This is a genomic window from Mesorhizobium sp. M4B.F.Ca.ET.017.02.2.1 (genome assembly GCF_003998955.1).
GTDB lineage: Bacteria > Pseudomonadota > Alphaproteobacteria > Rhizobiales > Rhizobiaceae > Mesorhizobium > Mesorhizobium abyssinicae.
This window is the reverse complement of the sequence record NZ_RZOF01000123.1, coordinates 1-15,778: the sequence shown is the minus strand read 5'-3', so window position 1 is coordinate 15,778 and position 15,778 is coordinate 1. Positions and strand designations below refer to the sequence as shown.

Here is a 15,778-nt window from a genome sequence, read left to right as displayed (position 1 = left end):
CTCGTGCAGAAGCATCTTGGCGAGCACATCGGCGTCGCCCTGGTTGCGGATCGAATGGCCGGTGAGCGGCGCATCGCCCTTCTTGTCGACGTCGAGCGGCGGAATGCGGACCGTCTGGCCGGGCTCGACGCGGGTGTCGGCCTTCACCCTGCTGCCGTCGACGCGGATCTGGCCGGAGCGCAGGAGCTTCTGCAGATGGCCGAAGCCGAGACCCGGAAAATGGGTCTTGAACCAGCGGTCGAGCCGCATGCCCGCCTCGCCGGCCTCCACCGTGATCTGTTCAACGCCTGCCATTTGTCTCGCTTTGCCTCTTCGGAAGCGGGGGCAATAGCACTAATGCATGTCGCCCAAAAGTGTCTGGCGGTTTTGGGACAACGACATGCATGAACAAACCTAAGGCAGGCTTCTTGCGAGCCAAAGACCCAGAAACAGGGCGAGGATCGCGCCAATGACGCTGGCGAGCGCGTACCCGAACGCCGGTAGCGTCGCGCCGCGCTCCCAAAGCGTGGCGAAATCGAGCGAAAAGGCCGAGAAGGTGGTGAAGCCGCCGAGGATGCCGGTGGCCACGAACAGCCGCACTTCGTTCGAGCCGCCGCGCCGCGCTAGCACGGCGATGAACAGACCCATGACGAACGAGCCGAGGATGTTGATCGCCATCGTGCCCCAGGGATAGTTGGGGCCGACCAGGCGCAGGGTGCCCATATTGGTCAGGTGGCGGATGCCGGCGCCGATGCCGCCGCCGATGACAACGAGAAGTAGATTGGCCATGGCGGCTTTCTGCCGTTGCCGGATTGCCCGGTCAATCCCTCTCGATGGCGGAGGGAACCGTGCAGATCGTCGAGCGCGTCAGAAACCGCCTCTCGCGGCCATTGTCGAGCGAGAACATGCCGCCTCTGCCCGGCACCACGTCGATGATCAAATTCGTGTGTTTCCAGGCTTCGTACTGTGAGGCGCTTATATAGACCGGCGTGTCGCCGATCTCGCCCAGCATGACGTCGCCGTCGCCGACGATGAAATCGCCGCGCGGGTAGCACATCGGCGAGGAGCCGTCGCAGCAGCCGCCGGACTGGTGGAACAGGACCGGGCCGTGATCGGCGATGATGTCGGCGAGGAACGCCTCTGCCTCCGGCGTGGCGGACACTTTGCCCAGCGATTTCTTGTCCAAGATGTCCTCCCCCTGTTTGAAGGGGGGACGCGGCGAACCGCGCCCTCCCCGCACCTCGGGAGTCGATCAGAAGAAGCCGAGCTTCTTCGGGCTGTAGCTGACCAGCATGTTCTTGGTCTGCTGGTAGTGGTCGAGCATCATCTTGTGCGTCTCGCGGCCGATGCCGGACTGCTTGTAGCCGCCGAACGCCGCATGCGCCGGATAGGCGTGGTAGCAATTGGTCCACACGCGACCGGCCTGGATGGCGCGGCCGAAGCGGTAGCAACGGTTCGCATCGCGGCTCCAGATGCCGGCGCCGAGGCCGTAGAGCGTATCGTTGGCGATCGACAGCGCCTCGTCATCATCCTTGAAGGTGGTGACCGACACCACCGGTCCGAAAATCTCCTCCTGGAAGATGCGCATCTTGTTGTGGCCGCGGAACACGGTCGGCTTGACGTAGTAGCCGCCGGCAAGGTCGCCCGGCAGGTGGTTCTGTTCGCCGCCGGTCAGCACCTCGGCCCCTTCCTGGCGGCCGATGTCGAAGTAGCTCAGGATCTTTTGCAGCTGCTCGCTCGACGCCTGCGCGCCGATCATCGTGGCGGGGTCGAGCGGATCACCCTGGACGATCGCCTCTACACGCTTCAGCGCCCGCTCGATGAACCTGTCGTAGATCTTCTCATGCACCAGCGCCCGGCTCGGGCAGGTGCAGACCTCGCCCTGGTTGAGCGCGAACATCACGAAGCCCTCGATCGCCTTGTCGAAGAAGTCGTCGTCCTCCACCGTCACATCCTGGAAGAAGATGTTGGGCGACTTGCCGCCGAGCTCCAGCGTCACCGGGATCAGATTCTGGCTGGCATATTGCGAGATCAGCCGGCCCGTCGTCGTTTCGCCGGTGAAGGCGATCTTGGCGATGCGTTTGGACGACGCCAGCGGCTTGCCGGCCTCGAGCCCGAAACCATTGACGATGTTGAGCACGCCCTCCGGCAGAAGGTCGCCGACGAGGTCGGCCCACAGCATGATGGTCGCTGGTGTCTGCTCGGCCGGCTTTAGCACCACGCAATTGCCGGCGGCGAGCGCCGGCGCCAGCTTCCACACCGCCATCAGCAGCGGGAAATTCCAGGGAATGATCTGGCCGACGACGCCGAGCGGTTCGTGAAAATGATAGGCGACGGTGTCGTGGTCGATCTCGGAGATCGAACCCTCCTGGCTGCGCAGGACGCCGGCGAAATAGCGGAAATGGTCGATGGCCAGGGGCAGGTCGGCCGCGGTCGTCTCACGGATCGGCTTGCCGTTGTCCCAGGTCTCGGCCAGCGCCAGCAGGTCGAGATTCTCTTCCATGCGGTCGGCGATGCGGTTGAGGATGAGCGCGCGGGCGGCTGGGCTTGTCCTGCCCCAGGCCTCCTTGGCCTTGTGCGCGGCGTCGAGCGCCGCTTCGATGTCGCTGGCGTCCGACCGGGCGACCTCGCCCAGCGGCCCGCCGGTCACCGGCGAGATGTTCTCGAAGTACTTTCCGGAGAGCGGCGCCACCCATTTGCCGCCGATGTAGTTGTCGTAGCGCTTGGCGAAGGGAACCTTGGCCGTGCGGGAAAATTCCACCTTGTTCATTGTCTGCCTCCCAGCAAAACAGCGCCACGGAATGTGTCGCGTCGCGGGAGACAGTCGCGGATGGCTTTTAGCTTGTCAGCCCGGGGTCGGACGATCGCAGCCGCCGAGTGTCGCAGAACTGCGACAGGTCGGGTCCGGGAAAATCAATGGGTGCGGTGGATGCCGAAACGGGCAAGCTTGCGGTGCAGCGTGGCGCGGGAAATGCCGAGGTTCTGGGCCGCGGCGGAGACGTTGCCGCCGGTGCGCGCAATTGCGCGCTGCACCACCCCGCGCTCGGCATCATCCAAATCCTCGGAGGTTTTGGCTGCATCGCCGAGGAGATCGGCGGCAAGCAGCCCCTTGGCAAGGGCTTCTCGGGTTATGCCGAGCGCAAGACGCGCGGTGCGCGTCGCACCGACAACCAGATCGTCGGCATCGACGGCGATGAACGCGCCGGCGCCGCGCTCGGCGACCGGGGCGAGCAGGATGCGGGCGCTCGAGTACACCATGCGGAAATTCTCCGCCTCGATCCGGCGGGCGGCGTCACCGACCGCAACCGCGATGAGCTGGACAAAACCTTCCGTCAGATCCGACCGGCAGGACGACACGTCGAGCGCCGCCGCCAGATTGCCTTCGTGGTCGTAGACCGGCGCCGTGGTGCAGCTGAGCAAAGTGTTGCGCGAGAAGAAATGCTGGTCGCGATGGATGGTCAGCGCCCGTTGTTCGGCGATGCAGGTTCCGATTCCGTTGGTGCCCTCGGCGTCCTCGCTCCAGACCGTCCCGGTCCAAAGGCCCCATTCGTCGAATGTCTCGTCGTCGGCGACCGCGCCCCTGCGCTCGATGGGGATGCCATTCCGGTCGGCCAGCATCACACAGCAGCCGACGCCGCCGACCGCGAGATAGAGCCGGTTGAGACTTGCCTCGGCGGCGCGGGCCAGTGGCTCCATGCGCTGCCTGGCCAGCATCAGCTCCGCTTCAGTCAACCGCCTAGGCGCCTTGCGCTCGGCCGGATCGAGACGGTGCAGCTGGAGAGAGCGCCGCCATGAGGCGACCAGCGCCGAATGGGCCGCGTCGCTCCTGGCGATCGAGGCCTGGACATGATCCGCATGCACGACTGATTGCCGACCGATCAACCTGACCCTCCCGTGAGCGAGACCTCCTCCCGCTCAGTCGTCATGTTGGCTAGAACATATTCGACACCCAAGGCAGTTCAGCTTCGATAGAACGCTGACCCCGAGACGTATTTGATTTTGCGCAATTCGGGACGGAAAATCGCTACGCAATCGTCCCAGAATTGCTCTGGCGTTCTAACGGTGGCTGCCGGCCGGCGCCATTGGACGTTGGTTTAAGACCGATTGGCGAGATCCTGTCGTAGATCAGTTCGCACCGGCCTTCCTCGGTTTGCTGGAGCCGATCATCTTCCAGTTCTTGTAGAACATGGCGTTGACGCGCTCGACGCTGACCGAGACGACCGCGAGAAGACCGGCGATCAGGCCCGGGAACGGGGACGGACGGATGATGTCCATGAAGACGCAATAGCGTCGCCCGTCATACTCGTTGACCGAGCGGTGCAGCAGCGTGTCGTCGAAAATGTAGAGCGGATTGTCGTGCCAGTAGTTCCTGGCGTCGTTGCACTCGACGAAAACCTCGGCCTTCACCGGCAGCAAATTGTAGAGAATGCGCAGGCTGAGCCGAAGCGGACCGAAATGCCAGGAGGTCGATTCCTTGCCCCTGAAGACGGACACGGCGATGGTCTTAATGTATTTGAAATCCTTGTTGAATTCCGCCACGTTGTCGATCTTGTGCTTGCCGTACCACTGATAGACATACATGCCACGCCGGCCGGTGCCGAAATTGGCGTCGATATCGGCGATGATCTCGTCCTTGCGCGCCTTGAAGACGTCGAGAACCTCGTTGACCTCTCGCTGATAGTCGGCGGGAAACTGCTCCAGCTTCCAGACGCCAGGGTTCCGGTAGCAAAGCAGGTCGACAAGCAGGTTGAACGGCGACAGCAGCCAGGTGAAGAGGCCGTTGCCGAGAAAATAACCGCGGAACAGCGACAGGGTCTTGTTCTTGTTGCGCAGCACGTCGATCAGGCCGCAGACGATCCAGATCGTCGTCAGGATCGGGATGAAGTAGAAGCCGAGCGCGAGAAGCGGAACCGCTATGATCAGCTGGCGGAGGGATTTGCGAAGGGTTTTTGTCATTGGTTGCTCGCGCCGGGCGCGATTCCTGTTCCGAATGATTATCGCCAAAGGCTCTTGGCCGCGACCACCACCCAGGTCGTGCGCCTTGATAAGGTCTTTTGTTGCTCGGCACAATGCCGTCGCATACGGCCCGAATGGTCGACGGCTGTTGCCAACAAGAATATTTGGAGTCGGCCGCTCCACTTAAGGTCAATGCGCTGCCGGCAGGCCGAGGTCGTCCCATTTCTTCTTCGGCACGACATCGCCGACCGGGAATTCGATGCGTCGGCGCTTCGCCTCGCTTGGCCAGCCTCGCGCTCGCTGTCAGCACCATGAAAAAAGCCCCGTTTCCGGGGCTTTTCGATCGTGGGGGCCCTCAGCCCTTGCGCGGCAACTGGGGCACAAGGCTGCGCTTGCCGCCGTCCTTGCCCTTCGGCTCCGGCTTCTGCGCCACCGCCTTCTTGGCTGCGGGTTTCTTTGCCGCCTTGCGGGGCTTCGGCGCTTCTTCCGGCTCTTCCTTCTTCGGCTTCACCGGCGCTTCGTCGGCCAGCGATTCGAGCTTCAGGCCGGTCTCGCCGGTTTCCTTCTTCTCGACGGTGACGCGCACCGTGCCGCCCTTCTTGAGCTTGCCGAACAGCACCTCGTCGGCCAGCGGCTTCTTGATGTGCTCCTGGATGACGCGGCCGAGCGGACGGGCGCCCATGCGCTCGTCATAGCCCTTGTCGGCCAGCCAGGCGATCGCGTCCGGCGACAGGTCGAAGGTGACGCCGCGCTCGGAGAGCTGGGCCTCCAACTGCATGACGAACTTCTGCACCACCTGATGGATGACCGGCACCGGCAGCGAGCCGAACGGGATGATCGCATCGAGGCGGTTGCGGAACTCCGGCGTGAACAGCCGGTTGATCGCCTCGACATCGTCGCCTTCGCGCTTGGTCGAGCCGAAGCCGATCGCCGCGCGCTGCGCATCCGACGCACCCGCATTGGTGGTCATAATCAGGATGACATTGCGGAAGTCGATCTGCTTGCCATTGTGGTCGGTCAGCTTACCGTGGTCCATCACCTGCAACAGGATGTTGAACAGGTCCGGATGCGCCTTCTCGACCTCGTCGAGCAGCAGCACGCAGTGCGGATGCTGGTCGACGCCGTCGGTCAGCAGGCCACCCTGGTCGAAGCCGACATAGCCGGGAGGCGCGCCGATCAGCCGCGAGACGGTGTGGCGTTCCATGTATTCCGACATGTCGAAGCGGATCAATTCGACACCCAGCGAGGCGGCGAGCTGCTTGGCCACTTCCGTCTTGCCGACGCCGGTCGGGCCCGAGAACAGATAGGACCCGATCGGCTTTTCCGGTTCGCGCAGGCCGGCGCGCGCCAGCTTGATCGCGGAGGTCAGCGCGGTGATCGCGGTGTCCTGGCCGTAGACGACGCGCTTCAGCTCGACGTCGAGACCCTGCAGCACCTTCTCGTCGTCGGCCGAAACCGTCTTCGGCGGGATGCGCGCCATGGTGGCGATCGTGGCTTCGATTTCCTTGATGCCGATCGTCTTCTTGCGCTTGGCCTCAGGCACCAGCATCTGCGAGGCGCCGGTCTCGTCGATCACGTCGATCGCCTTGTCCGGCAGCTTGCGGTCGTTGATGTAGCGCGCCGAAAGCTCGACCGAGGCCTTGATCGCCTCGCTCGTGTAGCGGACCTTGTGGAACTCCTCGAAATAGGGCTTGAGGCCCTTCATGATCTCGATGGCGTCCTCGATGGTCGGCTCGTTGACGTCGATCTTCTGGAAGCGCCGCACCAAAGCGCGGTCCTTCTCGAAGAACTGGCGGAACTCCTTGTAGGTGGTCGAGCCGATGCAGCGGATGGCGCCCGACGACAGCGCCGGCTTCAGCAGGTTCGACGCGTCCATAGCGCCGCCAGACGTGGCCCCTGCCCCGATCACGGTATGGATCTCGTCGATGAACAGCACCGCGCCCGGGTAGTCCTCGAGTTCCTTGACGACCTGCTTCAGCCGCTCCTCGAAGTCGCCGCGATAGCGCGTGCCGGCAAGCAGCGTGCCCATGTCGAGCGCGAAGATGGTGGCGTTGTGCAGAACCTCCGGCACGTCGCCCTCGACGATGCGCTTGGCCAGGCCCTCGGCGATCGCCGTCTTGCCGACGCCGGGATCGCCGACATAGAGCGGGTTGTTCTTGGAGCGGCGGCACAGCACCTGGATGGTGCGGTTGATCTCCGACTCGCGGCCGATCAGCGGATCGATCTTGCCGGCCTTGGCCTTGTTGTTGAGGTTGATGCAATAGGCCGTCAGCGCGTCCTGCTGCTGCTTCTTCTTGCCGTTCTCCTCCTGCGGCTCGGCGCCGTTCTGGCCGCCCTGCTCGTCATCGGCGCCGCGCGGGGTGCGGCTCTCCGACGCGCCGGGGCGCTTGGCGATGCCATGCGAGATGTAGTTGACCGCGTCGTAGCGGGTCATCTGCTGTTCCTGCAGGAAATAGGCGGCGTGGCTTTCGCGCTCGGCGAAGATGGCGACAAGCACGTTGGCGCCCGAGACCTCTTCGCGGCCAGACGACTGCACGTGGATCACGGCGCGCTGGATGACGCGCTGGAAACCGGCGGTCGGCTTGGAATCCTCATCATAGCCGGTGACGAGATTGTCGAGTTCGGTGTCGATATAGGTGAGAACCGTGTGCTTCAATTCGTCGAGGTCGACGTTGCAGGCGCGCATGACGGCGGCCGCCTCGGTGTCGTCGATCAACGCGAGCAGCAGGTGTTCGAGTGTTGCGTATTCATGGTGCCGCTCATTGGCGAGCGTCAGCGCCTGATGTAGCGCCTTTTCCAGGCCTTGGGAGAAAGCCGGCATGTTACCTCACTTCTTCTCCATCACGCATTGCAGCGGATGCTGATTCTGTCGGGCGAAATCCATGACCTGGGACACTTTGGTCTCGGCCACCTCGAATGTATAGACCCCGCACTCGCCCACTCCATGATTGTGAACATGAAGCATGATGCGTGTGGCGGCTTCGCGGTCCTTCTGGAAAAAACGCTCCAGCACGTGAACCACGAACTCCATGGGCGTGTAGTCGTCGTTGAGGATGAGGACCCGGTAGAGACTGGGCTTCTTGGTCTTGGTTTTGGTGCGCGTGATGACGGCCGTACCGCGACCGGCCTCGTTGCCGTCGCCTTCACTCTGCATCCGCACCACGCCTGCCGTGGCAGTCAAACCGATCGTCACGTAGTCCTGCCTTTTTCGAATCCCCATGCGAGTTCGACATGTAGGTGTTCGATGAACGATTTTAAGCCCTTCTGTTTAGCTGACAATATGGCTAGGTGGGCAAACTTCAGCGATTTTCGCAATCGTGAAGGCAGCAAAGCCGCCGGATTGGAGCGAACATGAAAAAACCCGGCCGCGCATCCGCGACCGGGTCTGTCTTGCAGGCCGGCTAGCCTAATTTCAGTGCCTTGCGGCGAAATTACTTCGACTTGGCGACGATCGATTCGAACGGCTTGTAGGCTTCCTTGGCGAGTTCGGCATAGAGGTCGCCGATCTTGGCGGCCTCGGCGACGAAGCTCTCGTAGCTCTGTTTGGCGTAGTCGGACTGGATCTCGATCGCCTTGTCCAGCGACTTGGCCGAGAACAGCTTCTCGACGGCGGCACTGCCGGCCTCGAAGCTCTTCTTGGTGTACTCACCCGCTTCGGTGGCGATCGCCTGCGCGCCCTTGGTGAGCGAAGCAAAGCTCTTCAATCCGGTGTCGGCAAATTCCTTGCCGTATTTGCTGAAGTCCTCGTAGGTCTGGGCCATTTCACGCTTCCCTTCGTGGTTGAAACGCCCTTTTGCCCCGGGCGCCCTTGTGCAATGCACCGTAAATATATTGTGCGATGCACAAAAGTCAAGTTTTTGCCTGTTTGCTGGGCATAGGCGGACGGGAAGAGTCCAAAATTCGAATAAAAAGAGGCTCAAATCGCCAGAAAATGGTGAACGCGGCGGTTACCATAAACGGATTGGTAACGCTGCCCGCGATAGCTTGACCGGAAGCGAGGCAGGCTCACGCCGCCGCCTCCGGGGCAACGAAAATTCAGGGAAGTATCAGTGCGTCAGGCGTTGTCGGGCTTCGTCTCCAAATCCTCCTCATTCCTTAAGGCGGCCACGATCGTCGCCCTGGCGATGGGCGTCGTCGTCGCCGATGCCGCCTCGTCGATGGCGGCGAAGTCGGCCGCCATCGTCATCGACGCCAAGACCGGCAAGGTGCTGTATTCCTCCGACGCCAATGGTCGGCGCTATCCCGCTTCGCTGACCAAGATGATGACGCTCTACCTGACCTTCGAGGCGCTGGCGAAGGGCCGGATCTCGAAGAACACGCCGGTGCCGTTCTCCGCCCACGCCGCGGCCGAGCCGCCGACCAAGCTCGGCGTCAAGCCCGGCGGATCGGTGTCCGTCGACACCGCCATCCTGTCGATGGTGACCAAGTCGGCCAATGATTCCGCGACGGCGCTGGGCGAGCTGATTGGTGGCAACGAAGCCAATTTCGCCCGCATGATGACCGCCAAGGCGCGTCAGCTCGGCATGAACGGCACGGTCTTCCGCAACGCCAACGGCCTGCCCGATCCGGGCCAGTTCACCACCGCCCACGACATGGCCATGCTCGGCATCGCGTTGAGGGAGCACTTCCCGCAATATTACGGCTACTTTTCGCAGCGCTCCTTCCTGTACGGCCGCCAGCGCATCAACGGCCACAACCGCTTGCTCGGCCGCATCAAGGGCGTGGACGGAATCAAGACCGGCTACACCCGCGCTTCCGGCTACAATCTGGTCTCGTCGGTCAACGACGGCGATCGCAAGCTCGTCGCCGTGGTGATGGGCGGCGCCTCGGGCCGCTCGCGCGACAACCAGATGGCCGGTCTGATCAACGCCTACATGCCGAGGGCATCGACGCGCGGTGGTGGCGCCCTGGTCGCCAAGGCCGGTGGCGGCAATCCGATCAGCGCCCTCGCCAAGGTGTTCCTGCCGAAGCACGATGCACCGACCCCGGACGAAAAGCCGGCGGTTGAAGACGAGGCGACGGTCGCCTCCGCCGACGACAGCGCGCCCGTTGTCGAGGAAACCGCCCCGGTCGTCGAGGAAACCACGCCGGTCGTCCAGATCAAGAAGGTCAAGACCGTGGCTGTCGCCGCTGTGGCTGCGGCCCCGGCGCCGCAGGCCGTCGCCGCCTATGCCGAACCTGAGCCGGCGGCGGCGGTCGATCCGGTCAAGACGGCCTCGGTGCCGTCGGGCTGGGCGGTGCAGGTGGCGTCCTCGCCGAAGCAATCGGAAGCCCAGGCCTTCCTCGACAAGACGAGCAAGCAGGCGCCGAAGGTGCTGGCCGATGCCTCAGCCTTCACCGTCGCCTTCGACAAGGACGGCGTCACCTACTACCGCGCCCGCTTCGGCGGCTTCTCGTCGAAGGACGCCGCGTGGAATGCCTGCACCGCTTTGAAGAAGAAGAAGATCAGCTGTTACGCCGTCCAGCAGTAGGGCGGCATTGGAATCTCCCGGGAAATTTCTGCGTCGAAGGAGACTAGTTGTGGTTGGAGAGCAAGACGTCCTTGGCTTCATTGATCCGCGCCGCAAGGAACGACGTGCCGCCGATATCGGGGTGCAGGCGCTGCATCAGGCGGCGGTGCGCCTTGCGGACATCCGCCGCGGCGGCCCCCGCTTCAAGACCAAGGATCTTGTAGGCCTCCTCCTTAGTCATGGCGCCCGCACCTGGCGCAACACCCAGCCCTTCGCCACTGTCCGGCTCTGCGTTTTTGCGCCAGACGGGAAATCGGCCGTCAAGATACGTCTCTAGCAGCTGGCGGCTCTCCGGATCGCCGGAGAGCTCACGATAGAGGTGCTGCAGCTCGGCCAGGTTCATCGCGCCAAGCATCTTGCCTTCATGGCGGCCGGCCAGAACGAGCCCTTCCAGTCCGCCGGTCTTGTGATCGAGCTCCATTTCCAGCGCGGCAGTGCGCACGGTGGAGCGTTTTCGCGGCGGTTGCTGCGCCGGTCGGTTCATGCGCATCGTACCGTACCAGACTGCCGCGCCGACCAGCATGATCCCACCGAGGCCGCTGCGCCCGACGGCGAATATCGCTGCGCCGGCCAGGGCAAGGAGAATCGGCCCCAGCGTCTTCATGCCATCCGCCATTTTCGCAGGATCGGCGCGCACGAAAATCGTGACGGCGCCTAGAAGCACCAGAAGCAATGCGACCAATGCGATCAGTATGCCCATCGGTTCCCGTCGCCCTGCAACGTCACGACAGACCGCTCGTTTGACCGCCATTTCCTGCCGGAGTCATGACCCTTCCGGCAAGCCGGGGCCCGCGCGGGGCGCGCCTGAGCGATCTGCTGATTGTCGCACATAGGTTGAAGATGTGGCGCGGCGCCAATGCTTGCAAGTCCCATGTCTCACCATGGGGAGGGCCAGCAGGCGCCGGCGGATCGCAACCCCGGGGCAGAATCGTCCGCCCTACAGCAGGCCCAGCTCGGCCAGTTCCTGCCTGAGCTTCGGCGGCATCTCGACCAGGCCTGCCCTGCCCTTGCCGAGATCGGCCGGCGCGTCGGACGGTTTCAGGTAGCGCCAGCCCTGGAAGGCGCGGCGCGGCTGCCATTCGGTGCGCACGACTTGCGGGTCGAGCATCAGGTGACAGCGGCCGATGCCCTCATCGTCGGTGAACGGCCGGATCTCGGTGATCAACTGGCGGCATTGCACGCTGCCCTTGATCACCCAGTAGAGCGAGCCGCCGTCGGTGACCTCGTCGCCGCGCGACGGCACCATGCGGGTGGTGTGCCAGTGCTCGGCCGGCTCGCCGGCGCGCCGCCGCTCGTCGAGGCGAAAGTCGATCCACTCTTCGAGATCCTCGACGCTGTCGCAGCCGACGCAAAGTTTTAGGAGATTGAGAGCCATCGCTTAAGGTTTAGTCCGGCACGCGAAACCGTCAACGCCCCTGCCCGACTTCTCCACAGTGCCAGCGACGGCGTTCAGCACTCGACGACGTTGACGGCGAGACCGCCGAGGCTGGTTTCCTTGTACTTCTCGTTCATGTCGAGGCCGGTCTGGCGCATGGTCTCGATCGCCGCGTCGAGCGGCACGAAGTGGGTGCCGTCGCCCTTGATGGCGAGCGAAGCGGCGGTCACCGCCTTGACGGCGCCGAGCGCATTGCGCTCGATGCATGGCACCTGCACCAGCCCGCCGACGGGATCGCAGGTCATGCCGAGATGATGCTCCAGCGCGATCTCGGCTGCATTCTCGACCTGCTCCGGCGTGCCGCCCATGACGGCGCAAAGGCCGGCCGCCGCCATGGCCGAGGCGGAACCGACCTCGCCCTGGCAGCCGACCTCAGCGCCCGAGATCGAGGCGTTCGACTTGATGATGCCGCCGACGGCGGCGGCGGTGAGCAGGAAGTCGCGGATGCTCGGCTGGTCGGCTTCGGGATGGAAATGCAGCCAGTAGCGCAGCACCGCCGGCAGCGTTCCGGCCGCGCCATTGGTCGGCGCGGTGACGACGCGTCCGCCGGCGGCGTTCTCCTCATTGACAGCCATGGCGTAGATCGACAGCCAGTCATTGGCGAGCAAGGGGTTCGGCCGGTTCTGCTGCCACTGTTCCTGCAGCTTGTCGTGCAGTTGCCGGGCACGACGGCGCACCTTCAACCCGCCCGGCATGATGCCGTCCTGCGACAGGCCACGGTCGATGCAGCCCTTCATGGCGCCCCAGATGGCGTCGAGACCCGCGTCGAGCTCCTCGCGCGACATCTGCGTCTCCTCGTTGACGCGCTTCATCTCGGCGATGGAAAGCCCGCTCTTGGCCGCCATCTTCAGCATCTCGACGGCATTCTTGAAGGGATAAGGCACCTTCTTGCCTTCCGTCGTCACCGAGCCCTTGGCCTTCATCCGCTGCAGCTCTTCCTCGGAAACGACGAAGCCGCCGCCGATCGAATAATAGATGCGCTTGAGCAGCAGCCGGTCGCCGGCGTCGTAGGCATAGAACGCCATGCCGTTGGCGTGGCCGGTGAGCGGCGTCTTGCGGTCGAGCACGAGATCGGTCGCGGGATCGAAGCGGTAAGTCGGGTGACCCGGCGGCGCGATGCGCTTCTCGGCTGCGATCCCGGCAACGATGCCGTCGGCGAGGTCAGGATCGACCGTCTGCGGCGTCTCGCCGGCAAGGCCGAGGACGACGGCGCGGTCGGAGCCATGGCCGATGCCTGTATAGGCGAGCGAGCCGTGCAGGCTTGCGCCGATGCGGTCGACCCTGGCGCCTGCCGGGCGTGGCCAGTCACCGGCGAGGATTTCGTCCAGAAAACGCCGCGCGGCGGTCATCGGCCCCATCGTGTGCGAGCTCGATGGGCCGATGCCGATCTTGAACAGGTCGAAAACCGAAAGGAACACGCGCCGTTGTCTCCTGAATCCGTCTCGGCATACATATAGGAATTGCTGAGATGTTTCCGCTGTTTTGCGGATCGCGGCTGAGCGCCCGCCGACCTTGTCTGCTCCGGCAGCGACATTGATTGTCGGGTCACGCCGGCGGGGCTATTCTCCGAGACGCCAGGTAATCGTTGGGGAGGAAGCAATGCTTGCGTTGGATGCCAAGCCGGAACCGGTGTGCATCATGCCGGCGCAGACGGCCATCATCGTGGTGGACATGCAGAACGCCTTCGCCTCGGCGGGCGGCATGTTCGACCTGGCGGGCTTCGACATATCGGGCGCCGCACCGGCCATCGAGGCCAACAAAAGGCTGCTTGCGGCCGCGCGCAAAGCTGGCCTCACCGTGGTCTATCTCCAGATGTCGTACAGGCCCGACCTCGGCGACGCCGGCGATGCTTCCTCGCCGAACTACCACAAGGAACTGGGGATGGTGCTGATGCGCCAGCGCCCCGAGTTATGCGGCAAGCTGTTGATCGACAACAGCTGGGACTGGCAAATCGTCGATGCGCTGAAGCCGGAGCCGGGCGACCAGATCATCCGCAAATCCCGCTACAGCGGCTTTTGCAACACCGGTCTGGAAGCGTATCTGCGGGCTCGCAATATCCGCCATCTGCTGTTCAGCGGGGTCGCCACCAATGTCTGCGTCGATGCGACGGCGCGCGACGCCTACATGCTGGAGTTCTGGCCTGTCCTGGTCGAGGACGCGATGAACCATTCGGGCCCCGACTTCAACCGCCAGGCAACGCTGTGGAATTTCGAGAACGCGTTCGGATGGGTCACCAGGACGGACATTGTGGTCGAGGCCCTGCGCGCGAAAGCCGCCCAACCCCTGCCGGCCTAGCCGACCGTCGAAGCGGCCGGCTCGCCTGTGGTACAAGGGGACATGGGCGATTCCTTCCATCTTTCGACGGCCGACCTCGCGGCGCTGGCCTTCTTCCTCATCGTCTGGGTGCTGCATACACTGGCCTCCGACGGCAGACTGGTCAGCCGCGTCTCGTTGACGACGGCGATGAACGCCCAGCGCGCGACCTGGATGCGAACCATGGCCGAGCGCGAGATCCGTATCGTCGACACCGCCATCATGACCGGTCTGCAGCAAGGCACCGCCTTCTTCGCATCCTCCTCGCTGATCGCGCTTGGCGGCTGTTTCGCGCTGCTCGGCGCCTCCGACCAGGTGCTTACGGTGCTGAGCGACCTGCCGCTGAGCGCGACCTCTTCGCGCGAGGCTTTCCAGATGAAGGTTTTCGGCCTGGTGCTGATCCTGGCCTTCGCCTTCTTCAAGTTCGGCTGGGCCTACCGTCTGTTCAACTACTGCTCGATCCTGATCGGCGCGGTGCCGATCCCGTACGGCGAGGCTTCGCGCAATCCGGTCACCGAGACGGCGGTCTGGCGCGCGACGCGCATGAACATGCTGGCCGGCAAGCATTTCAATTCCGGCCTGCGCGCGGTCTTCTTCTCGATCGGCTATCTCGGCTGGTTCATCGACCCGGTGATTTTCGTGCTGTCGACGCTGCTGCTGCTGGCGGTGCTGGTCCGGCGCCAGTTCTTCTCTGCGGCCAGGGAGGCGGTCCTCGGTCAGCCGCCCGGGAAGGGCCGGTCGATGCGGCCGGACAGCCAGTAAGCGGCAAGCCCGATCCATTCGCGGATCGCCATGGTTGCCACCTGCAGCGAATCGGCCGGGTTGTCGCGGAACAGGCCGATGCCTTCCTTGCCCGAGGTGCGGTAATCCACCGGCCATGGGATGGTCGGGAAGCCAGCCTTGTCGAACAGCGCCTTGGCGCGCGGCATGTGGAAGGCCGAGGTCACCAGCAGCCAGGTCTCGCCCGCCTTCGGCGCCACCATCTGCCTGGTGAAGACGGCGTTCTCATAGGTGTTGCGCGACTTGTTCTCGAGGATCAGCCGATCGGCGCCGACGCCGAGCGCGCCAAGCAGGCGCGGCGCGGTGTCGGCATCGCCCTCGCCGTCCAGGAACAGTTCTCCGGTCCCGCCGGATACCACCACCTTGGCCTGTGGGAACCGCCGGGCGAGGATCGCGGTCTCGACCATGCGGTCGCCGCCACTGTTCAACTCATAGCCGCCGCGTGCGAGGTTGATGGCGCCCTCGAAGCCGCCGCCGAGCACGACGATGCCGTCGACTTTTTGCGGCAGCGACGGTTTGGCAAAGCGCTCCTCCAGCGGGTTGAGCATCATCGCGCCAAGCGACGTCCAGGCCGAAAGGGCGAGGATCAGGAAGGCGAGCACGCTACCGGTGGCGGCCAGCCGCCGACGGCCGAACACTACCGCGAGCAGGCCTGCCAGCAGCAGGAAGATCGCCAGGTTGAGCGGCTGGATGAAGAACCAGAAAATCTTGGAAAGATAGAAGAACATCCCTCACCCCATTACAGCGCCGCGCGCCCCCTGGACGCGCAAAGGACGCTGTAACACTTTGATCTTGCGCACGTTCC

At 64.0% G+C, this 15,778-nt stretch carries 16 protein-coding genes; 3 read left to right on the top strand and 13 right to left on the bottom strand.

The window, feature by feature from the left end; genetic code table 11:
• From EN738_RS16650 to EN738_RS16610, 9 genes are all read right to left on the bottom strand, one after another.
• Positions 1-294: S4 domain-containing protein (locus tag EN738_RS16650; protein ID WP_281034310.1), on the bottom strand; the 294-nt coding region annotated here is incomplete at its 3' end.
• 99 nt (positions 295-393) lie between these two features.
• Positions 394-768: a fluoride efflux transporter CrcB gene (gene crcB / locus EN738_RS16645; protein WP_127284624.1), complete on the bottom strand. Its 375-nt coding sequence runs from the start codon at positions 766-768 to the stop codon at positions 394-396.
• Positions 769-799: 31 nt separating this feature from the next.
• Positions 800-1,168 carry a DUF779 domain-containing protein gene (locus tag EN738_RS16640; RefSeq protein WP_127284626.1) on the bottom strand — a complete coding sequence of 123 codons (369 nt, stop codon included), beginning with the start codon at positions 1,166-1,168 and terminating at the stop codon, positions 800-802.
• A 63-nt stretch (positions 1,169-1,231) separates the two neighbouring features.
• Entirely contained in the window at positions 1,232-2,749 is a 1,518-nt protein-coding gene (adh, locus tag EN738_RS16635; RefSeq protein WP_127284623.1) for an aldehyde dehydrogenase, read from the bottom strand.
• 143 nt (positions 2,750-2,892) lie between these two features.
• Positions 2,893-3,840 carry a helix-turn-helix domain-containing protein gene (locus EN738_RS16630; RefSeq protein ID WP_245478296.1) on the bottom strand — a complete coding sequence of 316 codons (948 nt, stop codon included), beginning with the start codon at positions 3,838-3,840 and terminating at the stop codon, positions 2,893-2,895.
• 264 nt (positions 3,841-4,104) lie between these two features.
• Entirely contained in the window at positions 4,105-4,935 is an 831-nt protein-coding gene (locus tag EN738_RS16625) for an aspartyl/asparaginyl beta-hydroxylase domain-containing protein (protein WP_127284622.1), read from the bottom strand.
• A 355-nt stretch (positions 4,936-5,290) separates the two neighbouring features.
• Complete coding sequence (gene clpA / locus EN738_RS16620; protein ID WP_127284621.1) at positions 5,291-7,756, bottom strand: ATP-dependent Clp protease ATP-binding subunit ClpA; 2,466 nt, start codon at positions 7,754-7,756, stop codon at positions 5,291-5,293.
• Between the two features lie 6 nt (positions 7,757-7,762).
• A complete protein-coding gene (gene clpS, locus EN738_RS16615) occupies positions 7,763-8,089 on the bottom strand; it encodes an ATP-dependent Clp protease adapter ClpS (RefSeq protein ID WP_187331408.1) in 327 nt (108 codons plus the stop codon).
• A gap of 277 nt (positions 8,090-8,366) precedes the next feature.
• Positions 8,367-8,696 carry a phasin family protein gene (locus EN738_RS16610; RefSeq protein ID WP_127284619.1) on the bottom strand — a complete coding sequence of 110 codons (330 nt, stop codon included), beginning with the start codon at positions 8,694-8,696 and terminating at the stop codon, positions 8,367-8,369.
• Positions 8,697-8,984: 288 nt separating this feature from the next.
• Between EN738_RS16610 and EN738_RS16605 the strand changes: the two genes are divergently transcribed.
• Positions 8,985-10,406, top strand: coding sequence for a D-alanyl-D-alanine carboxypeptidase (locus EN738_RS16605; protein WP_127284618.1), 1,422 nt, complete (start codon positions 8,985-8,987; stop codon positions 10,404-10,406).
• 43 nt (positions 10,407-10,449) lie between these two features.
• Here the strand turns inward: EN738_RS16605 and EN738_RS16600 are convergent, their stop codons facing one another.
• The 3 genes from EN738_RS16600 to EN738_RS16590 all read right to left on the bottom strand — a co-directional run bounded on the left by EN738_RS16600 (position 10,450) and on the right by EN738_RS16590 (position 13,298).
• Complete coding sequence (locus EN738_RS16600) at positions 10,450-11,145, bottom strand: DnaJ domain-containing protein (RefSeq protein WP_127284617.1); 696 nt, start codon at positions 11,143-11,145, stop codon at positions 10,450-10,452.
• A gap of 237 nt (positions 11,146-11,382) precedes the next feature.
• Positions 11,383-11,820 (bottom strand): DUF1489 family protein, encoded by a 438-nt coding sequence (locus EN738_RS16595; RefSeq protein WP_127284616.1) that lies wholly within the window; start codon positions 11,818-11,820, stop codon positions 11,383-11,385.
• 74 nt (positions 11,821-11,894) lie between these two features.
• Positions 11,895-13,298 carry an L-serine ammonia-lyase gene (locus EN738_RS16590; protein ID WP_127284615.1) on the bottom strand — a complete coding sequence of 468 codons (1,404 nt, stop codon included), beginning with the start codon at positions 13,296-13,298 and terminating at the stop codon, positions 11,895-11,897.
• A 181-nt stretch (positions 13,299-13,479) separates the two neighbouring features.
• On the opposite strand from EN738_RS16590, the gene EN738_RS16585 reads away from it, so the two are divergent.
• A complete protein-coding gene (locus EN738_RS16585; protein ID WP_127284614.1) occupies positions 13,480-14,175 on the top strand; it encodes a cysteine hydrolase in 696 nt (231 codons plus the stop codon).
• 42 nt (positions 14,176-14,217) lie between these two features.
• Positions 14,218-14,955: a DUF599 domain-containing protein gene (locus EN738_RS16580; protein WP_127284613.1), complete on the top strand. Its 738-nt coding sequence runs from the start codon at positions 14,218-14,220 to the stop codon at positions 14,953-14,955.
• Here EN738_RS16580 and EN738_RS16575 read toward each other — a convergent pair.
• Entirely contained in the window at positions 14,910-15,701 is a 792-nt protein-coding gene (locus EN738_RS16575; protein WP_127284612.1) for a YdcF family protein, read from the bottom strand. The two genes, EN738_RS16580 and EN738_RS16575, sit on opposite strands and share 46 nt — an antisense overlap.
• Positions 15,702-15,778: the final 77 nt, after the last annotated feature.